Raw genomic sequence first — 24,571 nt, 5'->3', positions numbered from 1 at the left:
TAATCCTGTGGGAGCGAGCAGGCTCGCTCCCACAGGGTCATGCATTGATCAGTGGGGTTGGGTGTCGCCGGCGGCGGTGTCGATGCTGACAACCACTGACATCCCCGGCCGCAAGCGTTCTTCTTCCTGCTGGTCGGGATCGATGGTGATGCGCACCGGCACGCGCTGGGCGATCTTGACGAAGTTGCCGGTGGCGTTGTCGGCCTGCAGCAAGGCAAATTCCGAGCCGGTGCCCGGCGAAATATGCTGCACGTGGCCGGTGAATCTGCGGTGGTTCAAGGCGTCGACGGTGAAGCGTACCGGTTGCCCGACCCGCACGTTGGCCATCTGGGTTTCCTTCATGTTGGCGATCACCCACTTCTGGTCCGGGACCAACGCCATCAGCTGCGCGCCGGAGTTGACGTAGGCCCCCAAGCGCACGCCGATCTGCCCGAGCTGGCCGTCGCGCGGGGCGACAATCCGTGTGTTCGACAGATCGATCCGCGCCAGTTGCACCGCCGCTTCAGCACTGGCCACGGCAGCCTCCAGCGAGCCGCGATTGACGATCACTGTTTGCAGATCCTGCCGGGCGATTTCCAGATTGGCCTTGGCCTGCGCCACAGAAGCCGTGCTCTGCGCGTTGGCAGCAAGGGTCACGTCGAACTCGCGTTTGGACACCGAGCCGTCGCGCACCAGTTCCTGATTACGCCGCAGATCGGCCTCGCTCTTGCGCAACTGCGCCTGGCTGTCGGCAAGCACCGCCTGACGCAATTTGATCGTCGCTTCGGCGCTGTTGCGCTGCTGCACGACGTTGGCCAGTCCGGCCTTCTGTACTGCCAGTTGTGCCAAGGACTGGTCGAGGCGTTGCTGATAAATGCGGTCGTCCAGACGCACCAGCAGATCCCCGGCCTTGACGTACTGGAAGTCCTGCACCGGCACCTCGAACACATAGCCGCTGAGCTGCGGCCCGATGATCGTCACCTGCCCGCGAATCAAGGCGTTTTCGGTGGTTTCGACCGCACTGCTGAATGGCGGCAGTTGCCAGGCATACAACACGATCAACACGCCGACGATGGCGATTGCGGCAAAGCCCAGCGAAGAAATGATCCGCACCCGCAGCGAACGCGGCGCAGTGTTGGGTGATGACGGCGGCGCCTCCCCTTCAGGTGTGGCGGCGATGGCGTTGGTGGTTGTGGTGGTCGGTTCGGTCATGAAGAAGTGGCACCGCTGGGTGGTACGGAAGGTGTCGGCTCAATGGCTTTGGTGGTGCTCATCAGCCACAACGCACGAATCGAAAGCCAGATCATGGTCAGGACGGCAATGACCGCGATCAGCATGAAGACATCGTTATAGGCCAGCACGTTCGCTTCGCGTGTCGCCGCATTGGCGAGGCTGCGAATGCCGGCCAGATTGCGCAGGCTCTGGTCGGCGAGCAAACCGCCGAACGCCGAGCCGCCGCTCTGCACTCGCGCAGCCACCAAAGGATCGGACATCACCAGATGATCGACGATGTGGCTGGAATGGTACTTCTCCCGCGCGATCTGAAAAGTGCCAAGCAACGCCGCGCCGAGCAGTCCGCCGAGGTTGTTGCAGATCCCGAACAGCACGGAAAAACTCACCAGGTTGCGCGGATTGGTCAGCACGTTGCGCGTGCCGAAGACCATGGTCGGGCCGAGAAAAAACGTACTGCCGAACGCCAGTAGAAACTGGCTGAAATACATGTTGGCGGGACGGGTCAGGTTGTTCGAGAAGCTGTCCATCACCGAACCAGTGGCCATCAGCGCCAAGGAAATGATCAACGGCATCAGCAAGTGTTTGGGGTCGATAGTCAGTGCGCTGGTGGCAAGCCCGGCGATGCTGCCGATCAGCATCACCACGTACAGACTGTGCAACTGCTCATAGCCCATGTTGAGGTTCTGCATGAACCCCACCGCGCCGGTGGATTGCTCCGAGGTGACCATGCGGATCAGAGTCACCGCCAGCGCCAGGCGGATCATCGTTCCGCTGCCCAGCCAGCGGGTCATCAGCATCGGGTTGCTGCGGTTGTGCTCGATGGCCAGGCCCATGATGATCAGCGCGATCGAACAGGCCAGCGCCACGCCGATCCAGTCTGCCTCCAGCCACCAGTCGATCCGCCCCAGCGACAGCACCGCGCACAACAACGCCACACCCGTGGCGAGGATGGCGAAGGTGAGGAAATCGAGTTTTTCAAAGGTTTTGAAGCGGTCACCGGGCGGCAACTTCAGCAGCAACACACAGCCGAGTGACAGCAGGGCCATGCCCAGTTCGAACAAGTACAAGCCGCGCCATTCGGCGATCTGCAGCAAGTCTTCGGAAAACAGCCGCGCCAGCGGTAACGCCAGTTGCGACGTGCCGAGGCCGAGCACCAACGCTTTGAGACGCCATTTCGCCGGGAACGCCTGGACCATGTAATACAGACCCAGCGAGCTCAGCGCCGCACCGACCATGCCGTGGGCAGCCCGCACCGCCACTGCCGAGTTCAGATCGTTGACAAACAAATGGCCGAAGGTCACTAGGGCATACAGCACCAGAAACACCTCGGTGAACGCGCGCAAGCCGAACTGCTGGCGAAACTTCACCAGCAGCAGGTTCATCGACACGTTGGTCATCACATACGCCGCCGGCAGCCAGGCCATCTCCGCCGTGGTCGCGCCGAGCGAGCCTTGCAGGTAAGGCAGGTTGGCAACCACCAGCGAATTCCCCAGCCCACCGGTCACTGCCACCAGCACGCCAACCGCCGCGTACGCCAGGCGCTTGGGCGTGGAGTGCAGTGGTGTCGACGGAGAACCGGGCAGGCTGGGCTTTTCGTGGGGTTGCCAGTTGCGCGGGGCGTATTTATCCATGGATCGGCCTGGTGCTGGGGGTGAGGGAAGTTTGCCGCAATTTGACAGGCAATACACGACTCGACGGACACCAAGGAACCCGGTGGGAGCGAGCCTGCTCGCGAAAGCGCTGTGTCAGTCGACAACTTCATTGAAGGAAAGTCCGCATTCGCGAGCAGGCTCGCTCCCACAGGGGTTCTGCGTCGCATGGGAGGTCATCGCTAACTTCCAGTTGACAATCCCCGTAAATCTGGGAAATATCCGCATCGATGTTGTACGACGACGTATGACAAATAATAAAAACAACAAACGATCCAGGGAGCGTCACAGTGAGCCCACTCGCCCGCAATTCCGTCCGCCCTTCACGTTTTGCCCATTTCAAACCGCGTTCGACCCTCAGCCTGATCGGTTGCAGCAGCCTCGCTCTGGCCCTGCCGATGAGCGCCGATGCCGAGGGTTTTCTCGACGACAGCAAAGCCACGCTGAACCTGCGCAACGCCTACTTCAACCGCAACTTCGTCAACCCGGCCAATCCGCAGGGCAAGGCTGAAGAATGGACGCAGAACTTCATTCTCGACGCCAAATCCGGCTTCACCCAGGGCACCGTCGGCTTCGGCCTCGACATCCTTGGCATGTACTCGCAGAAGCTCGATGGTGGCAAAGGCACTGGCGGTACGCAGTTGTTGCCGATCCATGATGACGGCCGCCCGGCCGACAACTTCGGCCGCCTCGGCGTGGCGCTGAAAGCCAAAGTCTCGAAGACCGAACTGAAAGTCGGTGAATGGATGCCGGTGCTGCCGATCCTGCGCTCCGACGACGGCCGCTCCCTGCCGCAGACCTTTCGCGGCGGGCAGATCACGTCCACCGAGATCAACGGCCTGACCGTCTACGGCGGCCAGTTCCGTGGCAACAGCCCGCGCAACGACGCGAGCATGGAAGACATGTCGATGAACGGCCGCGGTGCGTTCACCTCCGATCGCTTCAACTTCGGCGGCGGCGAATACAGCTTCAACGAAAAGCGCACGATGGTCGGCGTGTGGTACGCCGAGCTCACCGACATCTACCAGCAGCAGTATTTCAACCTCAGCCACAGCCAGCCGCTGGGCGACTGGACGCTGGGCGCCAACCTCGGTTTCTTCACCGGCAAGGAAGACGGCAGCGCTCAGGCGGGCGACCTCGACAACAAGACCGCGTTCGCCCTGCTCTCGGCCAAGTACGGTGGCAACACCTTCTACGTCGGCCTGCAGAAACTCACCGGCGACGATGCCTGGATGCGCGTCAACGGCACCAGCGGCGGCACCCTGGCCAACGACAGCTACAACGCCAGTTATGACAACGCCAAAGAGCGCTCCTGGCAGGTGCGTCACGACTACAACTTCGTTGCGCTGGGCGTGCCTGGCCTGACCCTGATGAACCGCTACATCAGCGGCGATAACGTGCACACCGCCACCACCAATGACGGCAAGGAATGGGGCCGCGAATCGGAGCTGGCCTACACCGTGCAGAGCGGCCCGCTGAAGAACCTCAACGTGAAATGGCGCAACGCGACCATTCGCCGGGACTTCAGCACCAACGAATTTGACGAGAACCGGATTTTTATCAGCTATCCGATTTCGTTGTTGTAACGGTTGGCGGTTTACCCTGTGGGAGCGAGCTTGCTCGCGAAAGCGCCGGACCAGTCGATTTGTTCTGACTGGCACACCGCATTCGCGAGCAGGCTCGCTCCCACAAGGAAATTGCATTGCAAGGCAGGTATCGGGTCTTGAGAAAATGAATCGCCCCTTCCGTCATCTACACCAAAAGTCGCGTTGACAAGATCCGGAAACCCTACCGATACTTCAGCGCAGTCATACGACAACCTACAACAAACCTAATAACAATGTGTTCAGGGATTGCCATGACGTCTACCTCTACCCCCCGCGCTCCTTTCAACCGCCTGCTGCTGACCGGTGCCGCCGGCGGCCTGGGCAAAGTGTTGCGCGAACGCCTGCGCCCTTACGCCAATGTGCTGCGCCTGTCCGACATCGCCGCCCTCGCCCCGGCCGTCGATGACCACGAAGAAGTCGTGCTCTGCGACCTCGCCGACAAGCAAGCCGTGCATCAACTGGTCGAAGGGGTCGATGCGATCCTGCATTTCGGCGGCGTTTCGGTCGAGCGTCCGTTCGAAGAAATCCTCGGTGCCAACATCAGCGGCGTGTTCCACATTTACGAAGCGGCGCGCAAGCACGGTGTGAAGCGGGTGATCTTCGCCAGCTCCAACCACGTCATCGGTTTCTACAAACAGGACCAACAGCTCGACGCCACCTCGGCGCGTCGTCCCGATGGTTACTACGGTCTGTCCAAGTCCTACGGCGAAGACATGGCCAGTTTCTACTTCGATCGCTACGGCATCGAAACCGTCAGCATCCGCATCGGCTCCTCGTTCCCCGAACCGCAGAACCGCCGGATGATGCACACCTGGCTGAGCTTCGACGATCTCACGCAACTGCTGGAACGCTCGCTGTACACACCGAACGTCGGCCACACCGTGGTCTACGGCATGTCCGCCAACAAAGACGTCTGGTGGGACAACCGCTACGCCAGCCACCTCGGTTTCGAAGCCAAGGACACCTCGGAAGTGTTCCGCGACAAGGTCGAAGCGCAACCGATGCCAGCCGACGATGACCCGGCGCGGATCTACCAAGGCGGCGCTTTCGTCGCAGCAGGCCCGTTCGGCGACTGACCGTTCGACTTGATCCCCTTTAATAAAAACCATGGGAATGAGTATGCAAGCCGAATTGATCGTCGACGCCCGCAACGCGGTCGGTGAAAGCCCGGTCTGGGTGCCGCAGGAAAACGCCCTGTACTGGGTCGATATTCCCAACGGCGGGCTGCAACGCTGGAGCGCTGACACCGGGCATGTTGCCTCTTGGAAGGCCCCGGAAATGCTCGCCTGCATCACCCGCCACCGCAGTGGCGGCTGGGTCGCTGGCATGGAAAGCGGTTTCTTTCGCCTGCACCCGCACAGCGACGGCAGCCTCGACAGCGAATTGCTCGCCACCGTCGAGCACAGCCGCGCCGACATGCGCCTCAACGACGGTCGCTGCGATCGCCAAGGGCGTTTCTGGGCCGGCAGCATGGTGCTGAACATGGGCCTGAACGCGCCTGAAGGCCGGCTCTATCGCTACGGCGCCGGGCAGACGGGCGTGGTCGAAGCGCAGCTGGATGGCTTCATCGTGCCCAATGGCCTCGCTTTCAGCCCTGACGGCAAAACCATGTACCTGTCGGATTCGCACCCCGATGTGCAACTGATCTGGGCCTTCGATTACGACACCGAGACCGGCACGCCATCGAATCGCCGAATCTTCGTCGACATGAATCATTTCCCCGGCCGCCCCGATGGCGCCGCCGTGGATGCCGAAGGCTGCTACTGGATCTGCGCCAACGACGCCGGCCTGATCCACCGCTTCGCCCCGGACGGCCGACTGGATTTCTCGCTGGAAGTACCGGTGAAGAAACCGACCATGTGCGCTTTCGGCGGCAGCAACCTGGACACCTTGTTTGTCGCCTCGATTCGCCCCGGCGATGACCACGACCCGCAATCCCTGGCCGGCGGCGTGTTCGCCCTGAAGCCAGGCGTCAAAGGCCTCGCCGAACCGCAATTCAACGATTTGCTTTAGACCCTCTGCTGCACCGCTGCGCCTTGAACACAAAAATAACAAGACTGGAGACTCACCCCCATGAACTTCAAACGCACCTTGCTCGCCGCTGCACTCCCGCTGATGTTCACCTTTGCCGGTGCCGCTCAGGCGGAAATGAAACTCAAATTTGCCGACATTCACCCCGCCGGTTATCCAACCGTGGTGGCTGAAGAAAACATGGGCAAGGCCCTGACCAAGGAAACCAACGGCGAACTGACTTTCCAGTATTTCCCGGGCGGTGTGCTGGGATCGGAAAAGGAAGTCATCGAGCAGATGCAGGTCGGCGCAGTGCAGTTGTCCCGCGTCAGCCTGGGGATCGTCGGCCCCGTGGTGCCGGATGTGAACGTGTTCAACATGCCGTTCATCTTCCGCGATCAGCAACACATGCGTAACGTCATCGACGGACCGGTGGGCGACGAGATCCTCGGCAAAATCACCAACTCTGAATTCGGCCTGGTGGCCCTGGCCTGGATGGACGGCGGCACGCGCAACATCTACACCAAGAAACCGGTGCGCAAGCTCGAAGACCTCAAGGGCATGAAGATCCGCGTACAAGGCAACCCGATGTTCATCGACATGATGAACGCCATGGGCGGTAACGGCATCGCCATGGATACCGGCGAAATCTTCAGTGCCCTGCAGACCGGCGTGATCGACGGTGCGGAGAACAACCCGCCGACCCTGCTCGAACACAACCACTTCCAGAACGCCAAGTTCTACAGCCTGACCGGTCACCTAATCCTGCCAGAGCCAATCGTGATGTCGAAAATCACCTGGGAAAAACTCACCCCGGATCAGCAGGAAATGGTCAAGAAAGCCGCCAAGGCTGCCCAGGCTGAAGAGCGCGTGCTGTGGGACAAGAAGTCCGCTGCCAGCGAGGAAAAACTCAAGGCTGCCGGTGTCGAGTTCATCACCGTTGACAAGAAACCTTTCTACGACGCTACGGCCTCGGTTCGCGAAAAATACGGCGCGCCTTATGCCGATCTGATCAAAAAGATCGAAGCCGTTCAGTAACGCCTCCCGCTCCGTACTCATGAAAAAGGCCCGGCGCGCCAGCGGTTCAGGCGCGCCCGGTTACGGTGGAACCCGATGAAGAATCTGCTGCTGCGTATCAACGACAAGATCTACATGACGTGCATCTGGGTCGCCGGCCTTTCTGTCCTGGCGATTTCCCTGATGATTCCCTGGGGCGTCTTCGCCCGTTACGTGCTCGGCACCGGTTCGAGCTGGCCTGAGCCGACGGCGATCCTGCTGATGATGGTGTTCACCTTCATCGGCGCCGCCGCCAGTTATCGCGCTGGTGCGCACATGGCCGTGGCCATGCTCACCGACCGCATGCCGGCGCAAATGAAAGCCGCAGCGGCGATTTTTTCGCAACTGCTGATGGCGGCCATCTGCATCTTCATGACCATCTGGGGCACCAAGCTGTGCATGTCCACCTGGAACCAGTTCATGGCCGCCCTGCCCGATCTGCGGGTTGGCGTGACCTATCTGCCGATCCCCGTGGGCGGTTTGCTGACATTGATTTTTGTCGTGGAAAAACTCTTGCTCGGTGACCAGAGCAAACGTCGGGTCGTGCAGTTCGACCTGGTTGAAGAAAGTGAAGGTGCCGTTTAATGGACGCTCTGATCCTGCTGGGCAGTTTTATCGTATTGATCCTGATCGGCATGCCGGTCGCTTACGCGTTGGGCGCCGCTGCGCTGATCGGCGCTTGGTGGATCGACATTCCCTTCCAGGCGGTGATGATCCAGGTCGCCTCGGGGGTGAACAAATTCTCGCTGCTGGCCATTCCGTTCTTCGTCCTCGCCGGTGCGATCATGGCCGAGGGCGGCATGTCCCGGCGGTTGGTGGCGTGTGCCGGCGTGCTGGTAGGTTTCGTCCGTGGTGGTCTGTCGCTGGTCAACATTGTTGCCTCGACGTTCTTCGGTGCGATCTCCGGTTCTTCGGTGGCCGACACTGCGTCTGTGGGTTCGGTGCTGATTCCGGAGATGGAGCGCAAGGGTTATCCACGGGACTTCTCCACCGCCGTGACCGTCAGCGGTTCAGTGCAAGCCCTGCTGACTCCGCCAAGCCACAACTCGGTGCTCTACTCGCTGGCCGCTGGCGGTACGGTGTCGATCGCTTCGCTGTTCATGGCCGGCATCGTCCCGGGCCTGCTGATGAGCGCCTGCCTGATGGTGCTGTGCCTGATCTTCGCGAAAAAGCGCAACTACCCCAAGGGCGAAGTGATTCCGATGCGCCAGGCGCTGAAGATCGTCGGCGAAGCCCTGTGGGGCATGATGGCGATGGTGATCATCCTCGGCGGCATCCTCTCGGGTATTTTCACCGCCACTGAATCGGCGGCCATCGCGGTGCTGTGGTCATTCTTCGTGACCATGTTCATCTACCGCGATTACAAATGGAGCGAGTTGCCCAAGCTGATGCATCGCACGGTGCGCACCATCTCCATCGTGATGATCCTGATCGGTTTCGCCGCCAGCTTCGGCTACATCATGACGCTGATGCAGATTCCGGCGAAAATCACCACGCTGTTCCTGACCCTGTCGGACAACCGCTACGTGATCCTGATGTGCATCAACGTCATGTTGCTGTTGCTTGGCACGGTGATGGACATGGCGCCGCTGATCCTGATCCTCACGCCGATCCTGATGCCAGTGATCATGGGCATCGGTGTCGATCCGGTGCAGTTCGGCATGATCATGCTGGTCAACCTGGGGATCGGATTGATAACACCGCCGGTGGGCGCCGTGCTCTTCGTCGGCTCGGCGGTGGGCAAGGTCAGTATCGAAAGCACCGTAAAAGCGCTGCTGCCGTTCTATGGCGTGCTGTTCCTGGTGCTGCTGCTGGTGACCTACGTTCCGGCGATTTCGCTGTGGCTGCCGCACCTGGTGTTGTAACCCGCTGAGAAGATCGCAGCTTCGTGCAAGGAGGCTGCGATCTGTTGTTCTTCACGCCCGCAACAACATGTACCCCGCAACCACCAGACAGACACTGGCAAACCCCACCTGCAACGCCCGCGCCGGCACCTGCGCGCACAGCCTGCGACCGATGAGCATGCCAACGATGCTGGCGACAATGAACGCCGCGCCCTGGCTGTCGATACGCACCCCCGCATGAAACGCGCCGATCACCCCGATCGCGGAAATCAGACTGATCACCATCAACGACGTCGCAACGATGCCGCGCATCTGCACATCGGTCAGTTGCTTGAACGCCGGCACAATCAGAAAGCCGCCGCCGACGCCCAGTAAACCCGAAACCACGCCAGTAACCGCTCCCAGTGCAGCCAGGGTGGCGGTGCATTTGGCGGTCCAGTCGAAGCGCCCGGTCTGCTCGTTGAGCATGCAGTTTTTCTGCCCCCAACTGGCATGGCCGTGATCGCTCGGCCCGGCTTGCTGACGCTCCTTTCTGAACATCCGCCAGGCGACCAGGACCATCAGCAGGCTGAACAGCATCATCAGAATCTTTTCCGGCAACTGATGTGCGAAGTAGATCCCCAGCGGCGAAAACACCGCGCCCAGTGCCGCGATCAACAGCGCCGCGCGGTAACGCACCAGGCCATGGCGCAAACCGTCGATCGCCCCGACCGCCGCCGCGCTGCCGACCGCAAACAAGGCCACCGGCGCCGCTTGCGTCATCGTCCAGCCGAGCCCGAGCACCAGCGCCGGCACCGCGAGAATCCCGCCGCCCGCGCCAGTCAGGCCGAGGACCAACCCCATCACCACGCCAAACAGACTTGCCAGCAACATAGGGGTTTTCTCAGTCGACCCTGGACAGACGCGTCAGCCACTCGCGGCCCTTGAGCATGCCGTGCCAGTAGAACCACGGCAGCAACGTCGCCTTCAGCCACCACGCCGAACGGCGGGCCACGGTCGGGTCCAGCGGGAAAGTCGGCAGCAGTTTGCCGCCATAGCCGAACTCGGCGAGGATCACCTTGCCCTTCTCCACCGTCAGCGGGCACGAGCCGTAGCCGTCGTACTTGAGCGGCAGCGGCTGTTGTTTGCGCGCGGCCAGCAGGTTCTGCGCAACGACGACCACCTGCTTGCGCACCGCTGCGGCGGTTTTCGCGTTGCTGGTGCCGCAGATATCGCCCAGTGCGAACACGTCTGGATAGCGCGGATGCTGCAGGCTGTGCGGATCGACCTCGCACCAACCGCCGGCATCGGCCAGCGGACTCTGGGCGATGAAATCCGGCGCGACTTGTGGCGGCACGACGTGCAGCAGATCGAAGGTTTTCGCGACCCGGCTGACATTGCCGTCGGCGTCCTTTACTTCAAACCACGCGGTTTTCGCCGGGCCGTCGACCTTGACCAGATTCGAGTTGAACGCCAGTTGCGCGTCGTACTGTTCGATGTACTTCATTAGCGGCGGCACGAAGGTCGGCACGCCAAACAGCGCAGCGCCAGCCAAGTTGAATTCGACATTGATGTCTTTCAGCACGGCGGATTTGCGCCAGTAATCGCAAGACAGATACAGGGCTTTTTGCGGTGCGCCGGCGCATTTGATCGGCATCGCTGGCTGGGTAAACAGCGCCCGGCCGTCGCGTAGTTTCTGCACTTGATCCCAGGTGTACTGGGCGTGTTGATAGCTGTAGTTGGAAGTGACGCCGTGCTGGCCGAGGCTTTCCTGCAAGCCTTCGATTTTCTCCCAGGCCAGGCGCAGGCCGGGGCAGACGATCAGGTTTTGATAGCTGACGGTGCGCTGGTCGTCGAGAGTGAGTTGGCGGCTTTGCGGGTCAATGGCGCTGACACTGGCCTGAATCCACGTCGCCTGCCGTGGCATGACTTGGCTCATCGGCCTGACGGTGTCTTTCACATCAAACGCACCACCGCCGACCAGCGTCCACGCCGGTTGATAGTAGTGCTGTGAACTCGGTTCGATCACGGTGACTTTGAGCTGCGGGTCACGCTTGAGCAGGCTGGCGACAAAACCGATGCCGGCCGTGCCACCGCCGATGACCACGATGTCCGCACTGATGGATGGGCCCCAGTGTTGATCGTTCATTGCTTGTTCCTTTTGCTGCACGCAAGGATTTGTTCGGGTCAAACCAAAGAACCTGTGGGAGCTGGCTTGCCAGCGAAAGCGGTGTGTCAGTCACATAAATATTGGCTGATAAGTCCTCATCGCTGGCAAGCCAGCTCCCACAGGGTAAGTAAGTGTTAGGGCTGGCATTTATGGCTGTTCCCAGCTCTTCAGTACCGCTCCGCAATACAGCCCCGAAAGGGTTTTCATCACCTGGATCACTTCGTGACTGGCCAAGCCGTAGAAAATATATTTGCCTTCACGGCGAGTCGCGACCAGCCCTTCATCGCGCAAGATGCCCAGTTGCTGGGACAGCGTCGGCTGGCGTACGCCGGTCATTTTTTCCAGCTCGCCGACGTTGCGTTCGCCCTGGGTCAGTTGACAGAGGATCAACAGGCGATCCTCATTGGCCAGAGCCTTGAGCAGCGCGCAGGCTTTGGACGCCGAGGCGCGCAGTTGGGCGACTTCACATTCGGTCAGACTGGATTGCATTTGCACGAGGCCTTGAAGGTCACTTAAGCTGCGAACATTATGTTTTTACATAAAGTGTTGCAACCCGAAATTACCCAGCACAGGTTTTCGCCATGCCCGCCCTGATTGAAGCGTTCCTCGACCCCGCCTCCTCGACCTACAGCTACGTGGTCTACGAAGCCGACGGCGGCCAGTGCGCGATCGTCGACCCGGTGCTCGACTATGATGGCGCCGCCGGGCGCACCGGCACGGCGCAGGCGGACAAGATCATCGCTTTCGTGCGTGCGCACCGGCTGCAAGTGCAATGGCTGCTGGAAACCCACGCCCACGCCGATCACCTGTCTGCCGCGCCGTACCTGCGTCGGGAACTGGGGGGCAAGATCGCCATCGGTGAATCGATCAGCAAAGTGCAGAATGTGTTCAAGGCGCTGTTCAATCTGGAGCCGGAATTTTGCGTCGATGGCTCGCAGTTCGATCATTTGTTCGCGCCGAACGAGTCGTTCATGATCGGCAACCTCAAGGCTACCGCCCTGCACGTCCCCGGCCATACGCCAGCGGACATGGCCTACCTGATCGACGGTGAACATATCCTCGTAGGCGACACGCTGTTCATGCCCGACGTCGGCACCGCGCGCTGTGATTTCCCTGGCGGCAATGCGCAGCAATTGTTCAAGTCAATCCAGAAGCTGCTGGCGTTTCCGGCCAGCGTGAAGCTTTACGTCTGCCACGATTACCCGCCCGAGGGCCGCGCCTCACAGTGCCAGACCACTGTCGGCGAACAGCGCAAAAGCAATATTCATGTGCATGACGGGATCGATGAAGCGGCGTTCGTCGAGATGCGCACGACACGTGACGCTGGGTTAGGCATGCCGACGTTGCTGCTGCCGGCGATTCAGGTGAACGTGCGGGCTGGGAATCTGCCTGCGCCTGAGGACAATGGCGTGGTGTACCTGAAGATTCCGCTGAACAAACTCTGACCCCTAGTCAGGCGCCCTAAGTCTGATCGTTGATCGTTCCCACGCTCCGCGTGGGAATGCATCCCGTGACGCTCTGCGTCACTTCTTGAGGCGGAACGCGGAGCGTCCCTGGCGGCATTCCCACGCGGAGCGTGGGAACGATCGGCGTCTGCAGGTCAGTCGTATCAATTGCCCAACGTCAACCCATTGGCCGGCAACGGCAACGCGGTCTTGTAGCGCACCTGCTTGAGCGCAAAGCTGGAGCGGATGTTCGCCACCCCCGGCACCTTGGTCAGAAAATCCATCATGAAGCGTTCCAGCGACTGAATGCTCGGCACCAGCACACGGATCAGATAATCCGGGTCGCCGGCCATCAGATAGCACTCCATCACCTCCGGCCGATCAGAAATCGCCTCCTCGAAGTGCTGCAGCGCTTCCTCCACCTGCTTTTCCAGGCTGACGTGAATGAACACATTCACATGCAGCCCCAGCAGACCGGCATCCAGCAGCGTGACCTGCTCGCGAATCAGACCCAATTCTTCCATGGCCTTGACCCGGTTGAAGCATGGCGTCGGCGACAGGTTCACCGAACGGGCGAGGTCGGCATTGGTGATCCGCGCGTTCTCTTGAAGGCTGTTGAGAATGCCGATGTCGGTACGGTCCAGTTTGCGCATGAGACAAAACCACCTGTTTTTTATGTTTATGCAGAATTTCTATCTGCAAATGGTCGCCAGCGCAACGAAACACAGAGAAATATTCTTCTTGGCCACGCCTATGATTGTTGTAGGACAAGATTTCCCCTACCCGGGAATGACTGCCAGCTCACTACAAGAAATTCACAAGATCGAGCGTAGAAGCCATGACCCAAGCGTATGAACCGCTGCGCCTGCACGTCCCTGAACCCTCGGGCCGTCCCGGCTGCAAAACCGATTTTTCCTACCTGCATCTGACCGATGCCGGTACGGTGCGCAAACCTCCTGTCGATGTAGAACCCGCTGACACCGCCGACCTCGCCCGTGGCCTCATTCGCGTGCTCGACGATCAGGGCAACGCCCTCGGCCCGTGGGCCGAAAACGTGCCGGTCGAGATCCTGCGCAAAGGCATGCGCGCGATGCTCAAGACGCGCATCTACGACAACCGCATGGTCGTCGCCCAGCGGCAGAAAAAGATGTCGTTCTACATGCAGAGCCTTGGCGAAGAAGCCATCGGCAGCGCCCAGGCGTTGGCGCTGAACATCGACGACATGTGCTTCCCGACCTACCGCCAGCAAAGCATCCTCATGGCCCGCGATGTGCCGCTGGTCGACCTGATCTGCCAGTTGCTGTCCAACGAGCGCGATCCGCTCAAGGGCCGCCAGTTGCCGATCATGTACTCGGTCAAGGACGCCGGTTTCTTCACCATTTCCGGCAACCTCGCCACCCAATTCATTCAGGGCGTTGGCTGGGGCATGGCCTCGGCGATCAAGGGCGACACCAAAATCGCCTCGGCGTGGATCGGTGACGGCGCCACCGCCGAATCGGACTTCCACACCGCCCTCACCTTCGCCCACGTTTATCGCGCGCCGGTGATCCTCAATGTCGTGAATAACCAGTGGGCTATTTCCACCTTCCAGGCCATCGCCGGCGGTGAAGCCACGACTTTCGCCGGACGCGGCGTCGGTTGCGGCATCGCCTCGCTGCGGGTCGATGGCAACGACTTCTACGCGGTCTACGCCGCTTCCGCCTGGGCTGCCGAACGCGCCCGGCGCAACCTCGGCCCGACCATGATCGAATGGGTCACCTACCGCGCCGGCCCGCACTCGACCTCCGACGACCCATCAAAATACCGCCCTGCCGATGACTGGAGCCACTTCCCGCTCGGCGATCCGATCGCGCGTCTGAAACAGCACTTGATCAAGGTAGGCCACTGGTCGGAAGAAGAACACGCTGCCGTCAGCGCCGAACTCGAAGCCGAAGTGATTGCCGCGCAGAAACAGGCCGAACAGTACGGCACCCTCGCCGGCGGGCAGATTCCAAGCGCCGCGACCATGTTCGAAGACGTCTACAAAGAGATGCCGGAGCACTTGAAGCGCCAGCGTCAGCAGTTGGGGATCTGACATGAACGATCACAACAACAATATTCAGTTGGAAACCGCCATGACCACGACCACCATGACCATGATCCAGGCCCTGCGCTCGGCCATGGATGTGATGCTTGAGCGTGATGACAACGTCGTCGTCTTCGGTCAGGACGTCGGCTACTTCGGCGGCGTGTTCCGCTGCACCGAAGGCCTGCAGACCAAGTACGGCACCTCGCGGGTGTTCGACGCGCCGATCTCGGAAAGCGGCATCGTCGGCGTGGCCGTCGGCATGGGCGCCTACGGTTTGCGTCCGGTCGCCGAAATCCAGTTCGCCGACTACGTCTACCCCGCCTCCGACCAGATCATTTCCGAAGCGGCGCGCCTGCGTTATCGCTCGGCCGGCGAGTTCACCGCACCGATGACCCTGCGCATGCCATGCGGCGGCGGCATCTACGGCGGCCAGACCCACAGCCAGAGCATCGAGGCAATGTTCACTCAGGTCTGCGGTCTGCGCACGGTGATGCCGTCCAACCCGTACGACGCCAAAGGTTTGCTGATCGCCTCCATCGAAAACGATGACCCGGTGATCTTCCTTGAGCCGAAACGCCTGTACAACGGCCCGTTCGATGGCCATCACGACCGCCCGGTAACCCCGTGGTCGAAACACCCGCAAGCCCAGGTGCCGGACGGTTACTACACCGTGCCGCTGGACGTCGCTGCGATCACTCGCCCGGGCAAGGACGTGACCGTGCTGACCTACGGCACCACCGTATACGTCTCGCAAGTCGCTGCCGAAGAATCCGGCGTCGATGCCGAAGTCATCGACCTGCGCAGCCTGTGGCCGCTGGATCTGGAGACCATCGTCAAGTCGGTGAAGAAAACCGGCCGCTGCGTGGTGGTTCACGAAGCTACCCGCACCTGCGGTTTCGGCGCCGAGCTGGTGTCGCTGGTGCAAGAGCATTGCTTCCATCACCTGGAAGCGCCGATCGAGCGCGTCACCGGTTGGGACACTCCCTACCCGCACGCGCAGGAGTGGGCGTATTTCCCAGGGCCGTCCCGCGTGGGCGCGGCGTTGAAACGGGTCATGGAGGTCTGAATGGGCACGCACGTTATCAAGATGCCGGACATTGGCGAAGGCATCGCAGAAGTAGAACTGTCGCAGTGGCACGTCAAGGTGGGCGATCTGGTGGTTGAAGACCAGGTACTGGCGGATGTGATGACCGACAAGGCGATGGTCGATATTCCGTCGCCGGTACACGGGAAAGTGATTGCCCTCGGTGGTCAGCCGGGTGAAGTGATGGCGGTCGGCAGTGTGTTGATCAGCATCGAAGTCGAAGGAGCCGGCAACCTTAAAGAGTCCGCCGCACCTGCGGCTGTCAAAGAAGCACCGGTTGCGCCGAAAGTTGAGGTCGCTGTCGAAAGCAAGCCCGCCGCAGCCGCCGCACCACGTCCGGCTGCCGTTTGCCAGGGTCCCATGGTTGCCCGCGAAGCCAGTGAGCGTCCGCTGGCCTCGCCAGCCGTGCGCAAACATGCGCTGGATCTGGGCATTCAATTGCGTCTGGTGCGCGGCACCGGCCCGGCCGGTCGCGTGTTGCATGAGGATCTTGAGGCCTATCTGGCGCAAGGTCAGTCGAATGCTTCGGCGCCGGCCGCTGCCGCTTACGCTCAACGCAACGACGAAGAACAGATTCAAGTGATCGGCATGCGTCGCAAGATCGCCCAGCGCATGCAGGACGCCACGCAGCGCGCAGCGCATTTCAGCTATGTCGAGGAAATCGACGTCACCGCGATCGAAGAACTGCGAGCGCACCTGAATGAAAAACATGGCGCCAGCCGTGGCAAGTTGACCTTGCTGCCGTTCCTCGTTCGCGCGCTGGTCGTCGCCCTGCGCGACTTCCCGCAGATGAACGCCCGTTACGATGACGAAGCGCAAGTCATCACCCGCCTCGGTGCGGTGCATGTCGGCGTCGCCACGCAAAGCGATGTCGGCCTGATGGTGCCCGTCGTGCGTCACGCCGAAGCGCGCAGCCTGTGGGACAGCGCCGCGGAAATTTCGCGTTTGGCCAACGCCGCGCGCAATGGCAAGGCCAGCCGCGATGAGCTGTCCGGTTCGACCATTACGCTCACCAGCCTCGGTGCGCTGGGCGGCATTGTCAGCACGCCGGTGCTGAACCTGCCGGAAGTGGCCATTATCGGCGTGAACAAAATCGTCGAACGGCCAATGGTGGTCAAAGGCCAAGTGGTGATCCGCAAGATGATGAACCTCTCCAGCTCCTTCGATCATCGCGTGGTCGACGGCATGGACGCGGCGCTCTTCATTCAGGCCATTCGTGGCTTGCTCGAACAACCCGCCACCTTGTTTGTGGAGTAAGCCCGAATGCAATCTCTGAACACTACGCTGCTGATCATCGGCGGCGGCCCCGGCGGTTACGTTACCGCGATCCGCGCTGGGCAACTGGGCATCCCGACCATCCTGGTCGAAGGCCAATCGTTGGGCGGCACCTGCCTGAATATCGGCTGCATTCCGTCGAAAGCGCTGATTCATGTGGCTGAGCAGTTTCATCAGACGCAGCATCACAGCAAGCATTCGGCGTTGGGCATCAGCGTTGCCGCGCCGACCCTGGATATCAGCAAAAGTGTGGAGTGGAAGGACGGCATCGTTGATCGCCTGACCACTGGCGTCGCCGCGCTGTTGAAGAAAAACAAGGTTCAGGTCATCAACGGCTGGGCGAAAATCATCGACGGCAAAACCGTGGAAGTCGGCGATACCCGAATCCAGTGCGAGCATCTGGTGCTGGCCACCGGTTCGACCAGCGTCAACCTGCCGATCCTGCCGATTGGCGGGCCAATCATCTCCTCCACCGAAGCGCTGGCGCCGACGGCTGTGCCGAAGCGTCTGGTGGTGGTCGGCGGTGGTTACATCGGTCTGGAGCTGGGCATCGCCTATCGCAAGCTCGGCGCCGAAGTCAGCGTGGTCGAGGCGCAGGACCGCATCCTGCCGGCCTATGACGCAGAACTGACGCAACCGGTGCATGAGGCGCTCAAGCAACTGGGTGTGAAGCTGTACCTCAAGCACAGCGTGCTGGGTTTCGACGGCAAGTTGCAGGTGCGCGATCCCGAAGGCGAAACCCTCAATCTGGAAACCGATCAGGTACTGGTCGCGGTCGGACGCAAACCCAATACGCAGGGCTTCAATCTCGAAGCGTTGAATCTGGACATGAACGGTTCGGCGATCAAGATCGACAGCGGTTGCCAGACCAGCATGCGCAACGTCTACGCCATTGGCGACGTGAGCGGCGAACCGATGCTGGCCCACCGCGCCATGGCTCAGGGCGAGATGGTTGCCGAGCTGATCAGCGGCAAGCGCCGCGAATTCAACCCGACCGCCATCGCCGCCGTGTGCTTTACCGACCCGGAACTGGTGGTGGTCGGCAAAACTCCGGACGAGGCCAAGGCTGCCGGGCTGGACTGCATCGTTGCAAGCTTCCCGTTCGCCGCCAACGGCCGCGCAATGACCCTGGAATCGAAAAGCGGCTTCGTCCGCGTGGTCGCACGTCGTGACAATCATCTGATTGTCGGCTGGCAAGCGGTGGGCGTCGGGGTTTCCGAATTGTCGACGGCATTCGCGCAGAGCCTGGAAATGGGCGCGCGCCTGGAAGACATCGGCGGCACCATTCATGCTCACCCCACCTTGGGCGAAGCGGTGCAGGAAGCGGCGTTGCGGGCGCTGGGGCATGCGTTGCATCTGTGACAGTTGCAGCCGAATGCCGCTGTGGCGAGGGGATTTATCCCCGCTGGGTTGCGCAGCGACCGCAAAATCGGCCACCGCCGAACGTCAGATATCTGAGCCAAAGGGGCCGCTTCGCAGCCCAGCGGGGATAAATCCCCTCGCCACAAGCTGCGAAACCGCTCAAGAATGAAGTATTGTTGTGCCCATCCAAAAAAACGTCAGAAGCCTTGAACCGTTTCGGCGGTTGTTCAGTGATAGAGGGTGTCATGGGTAACGAAAGCATCAATTGGGACAAGCTGGGTTTTGACTACATCAAGACCGACAAGCGCTATCTGTCGTACTTTCGCGATGGCGAGTGGGACAAAGGCACCCTGACCGAAGATAACGTCCTGCACATCAGCGAAGGCTCCACCGCCCTTCACTATGGTCAGCAGTGCTTCGAAGGCATGAAGGCCTATCGCTGCAAGGACGGCTCGATCAACCTGTTCCGCCCGGACCAGAACGCCCTGCGCATGCAACGCAGCTGCGCGCGTCTGCTGATGCCGACGGTCGACACCGAGCAGTTCATCGAAGCCTGCAAAGCCGTGGTTCGCGCCAACGAGCGTTTCATCCCGCCTTACGGCACTGGCGGCGCGCTGTACCTGCGCCCGTTCGTGATCGGCGTCGGTGACAACATCGGCGTACGCACCGCGCCCGAGTTCATCTTTTCGATCTTCTGCATCCCGGTCGGCGCCTACTTCAAGGGCGGCCTGACCCCGCACAACTTCCAGATCTCCAGCTACGACCGCGCGGCCCCGCAAGGCACCGGTGCGGCCAAGGTCGGTGGCAACTACGCCGCCAGCCTGATGCCGGGCTCGAAAGCCAAGAAAGCCAACTTCGCCGACGCGATCTACCTCGATCCGATGACCCACACCAAGATCGAGGAAGTCGGTTCGGCCAACTTCTTCGGGATCACCCACGACAACAAGTTCGTCACCCCGAACTCGCCGTCGGTCCTGCCAGGCATCACCCGCCTGTCGCTGATCGAACTGGCAAAATCGCGTCTGGGCCTGGAAGTGGTCGAAGGCGACGTGCTGATCGACAAGCTGTCGGACTTCAAGGAAGCCGGCGCCTGCGGTACCGCCGCGGTGATCACCCCGATTGGTGGTATCAGCTACAACGACCACCTGCACGTGTTCCACAGCGAAACCGAAGTCGGTCCGGTCACTCAGAAGCTCTACAAAGAGCTGACCGGTGTGCAGACCGGCGACATCGAAGCGCCAGCGGGCTGGATCGTCAAGGTTTGATCTGACGACTGCTGATGCTCAAAAGCCCTCCACCGAGTGATTGGTGGGGGGCTTTTTTGTAGGGCTGGGCTCTGGTGTCGTATTGAAGAACGTCACCCCCTCACCCCAGCCCTCCCGGAACGTCGGACCGCCCCCAAGGGGGCGAGGGGGAAAGGGAGCCGACTTGTGCGCTTTTCAAAAATCGCGTTCGCCTCGGCCATTCAGGTCGATGGAGTTCGCAAGAACACCTCGGTCGGCTCCCTCTCCCTCCGGGAGAGGGCTGGGGTGAGGGTTTGCTTTTGATTTTTGGAGGCAATGCGCTTGCCCGTCCGATCCGAAATCCCGCTCGCCTGCCCATTCTGCTGTTTGCCCATCCGCGCCTGGGTGATCAATCCCGGTATCAACTCCCCCTCCGGCAGATTCTTCCAGAACCGCACCGGCAGATGCCCTTGCATGACCTTCGGGTTCAACCGCGCCGGGTTGAAGATGTGGCTGTAGTAGGTCAACCATAAATCGCCGTGGGGGTCATCGACGTTCTGTGCCAGTTGCTGCCATTCAATCGGGCATTGCCGCTCGTGAATCAACTGCTCACCGTCGTAGTACACACCATCGCGCGGTGTGGCGATCAACCAGCGATGCTGGCCCATGCGACCGATAAAGTGCTCGCTGGCGCTGTGCAGGATGTCATGCGCCGGTTCGTGCCACGCCACGTATTGTGGACCAGGCAGATCCTTCGGCCGCTCGATGAAACGCACGAATGCATGCAGATGATGGGCCTCGCGGCTGACCTGCTTGATGCGCCGCTGCAACTCGCTGCCGAGTTTGTCGCCGGCCATCATCGCCGTGCGGTCGCCGTGACTGATCCGCCAGAGCACTTCATACAACAGGCTCCAGCGCTGTTCGCCGCGATAGCGCGCCGCTTGTTCGAGGGTGGCGAGCAGCGCACGGGGAATACGCGCCTGAAACGGCCCCTGCCCTTCGGGCACGTGATCATCACTGGCAAACAGATCGCCAACGCCTTCCGCCGCCCAGCTCACCAGACTCGGATCGATCTCATGGCTGAGCAACCAGCGGGCCTGCTGGCGCCATGTGTCGAACAGATCATCACAATCGAGACTGATCATCCCCACAACCCCATCTGCTGCGGCATCGGCCGGTCGCGCAATTGCTGGTAGAGCATGTGACTGGTGACTTCCGCCTGTTGCGGGTGGTAATCGCTGGTGATGATGAACGGCTTGGCCTTGGCCAGCACACAGCGCATCCGTGCCACGTCTTCGTAACGGATGCGGCGCTGACGGCGCAACTCGACCAGGCGCTCGGTGGTGCGCAAGCCGATGCCCGGGATGCGTGCGATCAACGTCGCGTCGGCACGATTGAGGTCGAGCGGGAACACTTCGCGATTTTCCAGCGCCCAAGCCAGCTTCGGGTCAATATCGAGCGCCAGATTGCCCGGGCCTTTGAGCAATTCGTCAGCGCTGTAGCCGTAGCTGCGCAGGAGGAAATCAGCCTGATACAAACGGTGCTCGCGCATCAGCGGTGGCGCGGCGAGCGGTACGCTTTTCGGGCTGTCGGGGATCGGGCTGAATGCCGAGTAATAGACCCGGCGCAAACGGAAGTTGCCATACAGGGATTGAGCGCTGTGGAGGATGGTGCTGTCGTCGGTGTCATCGGCACCGACGATCAGTTGCGTGCTCTGCCCGGCCGGGGCGAATTTTGCCGAGCGCGGCTCGTTCAACACTGTTTGCACGCCGGTGTAGATGGTGTTCATCGCTTGCTTGATCGAGGTGATGTCCTTCTCCGGCGCCAGTGTCTGCAGGCTGGCATCGGTGGGCAGTTCGATGTTGACGCTGAGGCGATCGGCATAGCGCCCGGCTTCTTCGATCAAGGCGGGATCGGCTTCCGGAATGGTCTTCAAATGGATGTAGCCGCGAAATTCGTGCTCTTCGCGGAGCAACTTGGCGACGCGCACCAGTTGCTCCATGGTGTAGTCCGCCGAGCGAATGATCCCGGAGCTGAGAAACAGCCCGCTGACGCAGTTGCGGCGGTAGAAATCCATGGTCAGCGTCACGACTTCTTCCGGGGTGAAGCGCGCACGCGGCACATCGCTGGAACGGCGGTTGACGCAATATTGGCAATCGTAAAGGCAGAAGTTGGTCAGCAGGATTTTCAGCAACGACACACAGCGCCCGTCCGGCGTGTAGCTGTGGCAAATGCCCATGCCGTCCGTCGAACCGAGCCCGCTCTTGCCCTCGGAGCTGCGCTTGGGCGCACCGCTGCTGGCGCAGGAGGCGTCGTACTTGGCGGCGTCGGCGAGGATGCTCAGCTTGTCGATGATTTGCATGGCGCGGGCTCTTTACTGTGTGCATATACAGTATAGGCTCGCCCGCCGCGAAACAAGTTGATGGATGACCCCTCGTCGGCTGCCCATCCAGATTGCGGCGTGTGGGAGCGAGCCTGCTCGCGAAGAGGCCCTGCCAGCTACCGCAACTCAGCGATCAAACCGCCCACTGCAATATCAACCAACTGTTCGCCACGCTGATCAACACAAACAGCCCCCAGGCCAGCACCCGCGTGGGCCAGCGATTGACGAACGGCCCCATCAATTGCCGATCGTTGGTCATGCGGATCAGCGGGTACAAGGCGAACGGCAGTTGCAGGCTGAGCACCACCTGGCTCAACACCAGCAGTTTGCCGATCGCGCCATCACCGAGCAGCCAGACGCCGATGAACGCCGGAATCAGCGCCAGCCCGCGAGTGATCAAACGCCGCTGCCAGCACGGGATGCGCAGGTTCAGATAGCCTTCCATGATGACCTGCCCGGCGATGGTCCCGGTGAAGGTCGAACTTTGCCCCGACGCGAGCAGCGCCACGCCGAACAGCACACTGGCCAGCGCACCGCCAACCAGTGGGTCGAGCAGGTGATAGGCGTCCTGAATGTCGACCACATCGGTGTGCCCGGACTGGTGAAACGCCGCCGCTGCGAGAATCAGGATCGCCGCGTTGACCAGCAGCGCCAGGGCCAGCGAACCGATGGTGTCGATGCGCGCCAGTTTCACCGCGTCCCGCTTGCTTGCCAAGTCCTTGCCGATCATCCGCGTTTGCACGATCGATGTGTGCAGATACAGGTTATGCGGCATCACTGTGGCGCCGAGAATGCCGATGGCCAGATACAGCGGCGCCGCATCGCTGATCGCGGACAGCGAGGGTTTAAAGCCCAGCGCCACGTCTGGCCAGTACGGTTTGATCAACAACAATTCGACGAAGAAACACACACCGATGGTCGCGACCAGCACCAGCATGATCGCTTCGAGACGGCGGAATCCCCGGTTCTGCAGGGCCAGCACCAGCAGCGTGTCGAACGCCGTCAGAGCGATGCCGAAGGTCAGCGAGCAACCGAGCAGCAAGTGAAACGCGAGAGCGCAGCCGAGCACTTCGGCGAGGTCGGTGGCGATGATTGAGATTTCCGCCAGCAGCCACTGCAGGCGCGCGGTCGGCGTGCTGTAGCGCTCGCGGGACAACTGCGCCAGATCGCGCCCGGTGGCGATGCCCAACCGCGAGCACAGGCACTGCACCACCATGCCGGCCAGACTCGCCAGCAACACGACGAACAACAGGCTGTAGCCAAAACGCGAACCGGCCTCGATCGCGGTCGCCCAGTTGCCCGGATCCATGTAGCCGATCGACACCAGCAAACCGGGACCGGCGAAACGCAGCACACGTTTGAAGAACGAGGCAGTCGGATCAACCGCAACACTGCCAGCCACTTCCGGCGGGCAAAACGGCGCGGTGGCGATTTTGGGCAAACTGAATTTCACGCACACATCCAGAAACAAAAACGGGAGCCCGGCAGCTTAGTCGTTTCGCCTGATGCCTTGAAGCGCAAAGATCACTGAACCTATGGGTTCACCCCCAGCAACTGCTCGCGCAACTCGGGACTGCGTGTTCGCGGATCCAGCCAGATATCGAAGAACGCCTTGGCAAACTGCGGATCCTCAATCTCATGCTGGAGCTTCTGCCCGACAAAAAACCGCGCGCCCTGCCCCGGCAGATACACGCCTGTTATGCGCGTGCCGGCCTGGACGTCGACAAAGGATTGCTGCATCTGCTTCTGCCAGCCGGCCAATTGCGCTGAAGTGACCCGAGGACCGGCAAGGCGTTTGATCTCATCGACGCTGGTGCTGACCAGATCGTCTCGCGAGATGTTGCGCCGGTAGATCAGCTCCAGAGCAAACGGCTGGCCGTCCGCCAGAGGCCGCGCGGCACTCCACAAGCGCGCGCTGTAAACATCGAAGCCGAACACGCTGAAATCGCCACTGCCGATGATTTGCGCGCCCGGCACTGCGTCCTGCCAATTGGCCCACGTCGGCGTCAGCAACAGCGCCCACAAGCCGATGCCACAACAGCCACGTACGAGCTTGGGTGTTCTGTTCATCGCCGTATCGTCTCCGCTGCATTCTAATGATCAAAGCATAGCCGGATTCGCGCCTGAATTTTTGTATACAAAAATTGCGAACATAGGCAGCAATCTTTAATCGGCAGTGCTAACGTGGCTCATCCTGACCCGAT

22 protein-coding genes are annotated in these 24,571 nt (G+C 61.1%); 12 read left to right on the top strand and 10 right to left on the bottom strand.

Features of this window, described 5'->3' with window-relative positions; genetic code table 11:
• Nucleotides 1-48: 48 nt before the first annotated feature.
• Nucleotides 49-1,191 carry an HlyD family secretion protein gene (locus tag ACYSTU_RS13340; protein ID WP_110600944.1) on the bottom strand — a complete coding sequence of 381 codons (1,143 nt, stop codon included), beginning with the start codon at nucleotides 1,189-1,191 and terminating at the stop codon, nucleotides 49-51.
• Entirely contained in the window at nucleotides 1,188-2,843 is a 1,656-nt protein-coding gene (locus tag ACYSTU_RS13335) for an MFS transporter (RefSeq protein ID WP_498999213.1), read from the bottom strand. The genes ACYSTU_RS13340 and ACYSTU_RS13335 overlap by 4 nt, the downstream gene beginning before the upstream one ends.
• A 308-nt stretch (nucleotides 2,844-3,151) precedes the next feature.
• On the opposite strand from ACYSTU_RS13335, the gene ACYSTU_RS13330 reads away from it, so the two are divergent.
• The 6 genes from ACYSTU_RS13330 (at nucleotide 3,152) to ACYSTU_RS13305 (ending at nucleotide 9,399) form a co-directional block, all read left to right on the top strand.
• Entirely contained in the window at nucleotides 3,152-4,447 is a 1,296-nt protein-coding gene (locus ACYSTU_RS13330; protein ID WP_498999211.1) for an OprD family porin, read from the top strand.
• A gap of 272 nt (nucleotides 4,448-4,719) precedes the next feature.
• On the top strand, nucleotides 4,720-5,544 hold the full coding sequence (locus ACYSTU_RS13325) for an NAD-dependent epimerase/dehydratase family protein (RefSeq protein WP_110645549.1): 825 nt from the start codon (nucleotides 4,720-4,722) through the stop codon (nucleotides 5,542-5,544).
• 43 nt (nucleotides 5,545-5,587) lie between these two features.
• Entirely contained in the window at nucleotides 5,588-6,481 is an 894-nt protein-coding gene (locus tag ACYSTU_RS13320; protein WP_016775187.1) for an SMP-30/gluconolactonase/LRE family protein, read from the top strand.
• Between the two features lie 60 nt (nucleotides 6,482-6,541).
• On the top strand, nucleotides 6,542-7,516 hold the full coding sequence (locus tag ACYSTU_RS13315; RefSeq protein ID WP_016775188.1) for a TRAP transporter substrate-binding protein: 975 nt from the start codon (nucleotides 6,542-6,544) through the stop codon (nucleotides 7,514-7,516).
• A 75-nt stretch (nucleotides 7,517-7,591) separates the two neighbouring features.
• On the top strand, nucleotides 7,592-8,119 hold the full coding sequence (locus ACYSTU_RS13310; RefSeq protein ID WP_122700614.1) for a TRAP transporter small permease: 528 nt from the start codon (nucleotides 7,592-7,594) through the stop codon (nucleotides 8,117-8,119).
• Nucleotides 8,119-9,399: a TRAP transporter large permease gene (locus tag ACYSTU_RS13305; protein ID WP_016775191.1), complete on the top strand. Its 1,281-nt coding sequence runs from the start codon at nucleotides 8,119-8,121 to the stop codon at nucleotides 9,397-9,399. Before ACYSTU_RS13310 ends, ACYSTU_RS13305 begins: the two co-directional genes overlap by 1 nt.
• Nucleotides 9,400-9,450: 51 nt before the next feature.
• On the opposite strand, the gene ACYSTU_RS13300 is transcribed toward ACYSTU_RS13305, so the two are convergent.
• From ACYSTU_RS13300 to ACYSTU_RS13290, 3 genes are all read right to left on the bottom strand, one after another.
• A complete protein-coding gene (locus tag ACYSTU_RS13300) occupies nucleotides 9,451-10,251 on the bottom strand; it encodes a sulfite exporter TauE/SafE family protein (protein ID WP_133336674.1) in 801 nt (266 codons plus the stop codon).
• A gap of 10 nt (nucleotides 10,252-10,261) precedes the next feature.
• Nucleotides 10,262-11,506 (bottom strand): NAD(P)/FAD-dependent oxidoreductase, encoded by a 1,245-nt coding sequence (locus ACYSTU_RS13295; protein WP_498999202.1) that lies wholly within the window; start codon nucleotides 11,504-11,506, stop codon nucleotides 10,262-10,264.
• Between the two features lie 168 nt (nucleotides 11,507-11,674).
• On the bottom strand, nucleotides 11,675-12,016 hold the full coding sequence (locus ACYSTU_RS13290; RefSeq protein ID WP_016775194.1) for an ArsR/SmtB family transcription factor: 342 nt from the start codon (nucleotides 12,014-12,016) through the stop codon (nucleotides 11,675-11,677).
• 92 nt (nucleotides 12,017-12,108) lie between these two features.
• Between ACYSTU_RS13290 and ACYSTU_RS13285 the strand changes: the two genes are divergently transcribed.
• A complete protein-coding gene (locus ACYSTU_RS13285) occupies nucleotides 12,109-12,972 on the top strand; it encodes an MBL fold metallo-hydrolase (RefSeq protein ID WP_498999198.1) in 864 nt (287 codons plus the stop codon).
• A gap of 164 nt (nucleotides 12,973-13,136) precedes the next feature.
• Here the strand turns inward: ACYSTU_RS13285 and bkdR are convergent, their stop codons facing one another.
• Entirely contained in the window at nucleotides 13,137-13,625 is a 489-nt protein-coding gene (gene bkdR, locus ACYSTU_RS13280) for a Bkd operon transcriptional regulator BkdR (RefSeq protein WP_498999195.1), read from the bottom strand.
• A gap of 185 nt (nucleotides 13,626-13,810) precedes the next feature.
• Between bkdR and ACYSTU_RS13275 the strand changes: the two genes are divergently transcribed.
• From ACYSTU_RS13275 to ACYSTU_RS13255, 5 genes are all read left to right on the top strand, one after another.
• Entirely contained in the window at nucleotides 13,811-15,046 is a 1,236-nt protein-coding gene (locus ACYSTU_RS13275) for a 3-methyl-2-oxobutanoate dehydrogenase (2-methylpropanoyl-transferring) subunit alpha (protein ID WP_071172847.1), read from the top strand.
• 1 nt (nucleotide 15,047) lies between these two features.
• The gene (locus ACYSTU_RS13270; RefSeq protein ID WP_003224000.1) at nucleotides 15,048-16,106 is read left to right on the top strand and encodes an alpha-ketoacid dehydrogenase subunit beta; all 1,059 of its coding nucleotides are present in this window, start codon (nucleotides 15,048-15,050) and stop codon (nucleotides 16,104-16,106) included.
• The gene (locus ACYSTU_RS13265; RefSeq protein ID WP_498999189.1) at nucleotides 16,107-17,381 is read left to right on the top strand and encodes a dihydrolipoamide acetyltransferase family protein; all 1,275 of its coding nucleotides are present in this window, start codon (nucleotides 16,107-16,109) and stop codon (nucleotides 17,379-17,381) included.
• A 6-nt stretch (nucleotides 17,382-17,387) separates the two neighbouring features.
• On the top strand, nucleotides 17,388-18,761 hold the full coding sequence (lpdA, locus tag ACYSTU_RS13260) for a dihydrolipoyl dehydrogenase (protein ID WP_498999186.1): 1,374 nt from the start codon (nucleotides 17,388-17,390) through the stop codon (nucleotides 18,759-18,761).
• A gap of 245 nt (nucleotides 18,762-19,006) precedes the next feature.
• On the top strand, nucleotides 19,007-20,026 hold the full coding sequence (locus ACYSTU_RS13255; RefSeq protein ID WP_024013350.1) for a branched-chain amino acid aminotransferase: 1,020 nt from the start codon (nucleotides 19,007-19,009) through the stop codon (nucleotides 20,024-20,026).
• Between the two features lie 200 nt (nucleotides 20,027-20,226).
• Here the strand turns inward: ACYSTU_RS13255 and ACYSTU_RS13250 are convergent, their stop codons facing one another.
• The 4 genes from ACYSTU_RS13250 to ACYSTU_RS13235 form a co-directional block, all read right to left on the bottom strand.
• Complete coding sequence (locus ACYSTU_RS13250; protein WP_257221793.1) at nucleotides 20,227-21,129, bottom strand: TIGR03915 family putative DNA repair protein; 903 nt, start codon at nucleotides 21,127-21,129, stop codon at nucleotides 20,227-20,229.
• Nucleotides 21,126-22,346 (bottom strand): putative DNA modification/repair radical SAM protein, encoded by a 1,221-nt coding sequence (locus ACYSTU_RS13245; RefSeq protein WP_024013352.1) that lies wholly within the window; start codon nucleotides 22,344-22,346, stop codon nucleotides 21,126-21,128. The genes ACYSTU_RS13250 and ACYSTU_RS13245 overlap by 4 nt, the downstream gene beginning before the upstream one ends.
• A 154-nt stretch (nucleotides 22,347-22,500) precedes the next feature.
• Nucleotides 22,501-23,769 carry an Nramp family divalent metal transporter gene (locus tag ACYSTU_RS13240; RefSeq protein ID WP_498999759.1) on the bottom strand — a complete coding sequence of 423 codons (1,269 nt, stop codon included), beginning with the start codon at nucleotides 23,767-23,769 and terminating at the stop codon, nucleotides 22,501-22,503.
• Between the two features lie 131 nt (nucleotides 23,770-23,900).
• The gene (locus ACYSTU_RS13235) at nucleotides 23,901-24,437 is read right to left on the bottom strand and encodes a chalcone isomerase family protein (RefSeq protein WP_041476996.1); all 537 of its coding nucleotides are present in this window, start codon (nucleotides 24,435-24,437) and stop codon (nucleotides 23,901-23,903) included.
• Nucleotides 24,438-24,571 lie beyond the last annotated feature (134 nt).

The sequence above is a fragment of the Pseudomonas glycinis genome (genome assembly GCF_054871425.1).
Note: the sequence above shows the minus strand (reverse complement) of the source record. Positions and strands in the feature narration are given on the sequence as shown.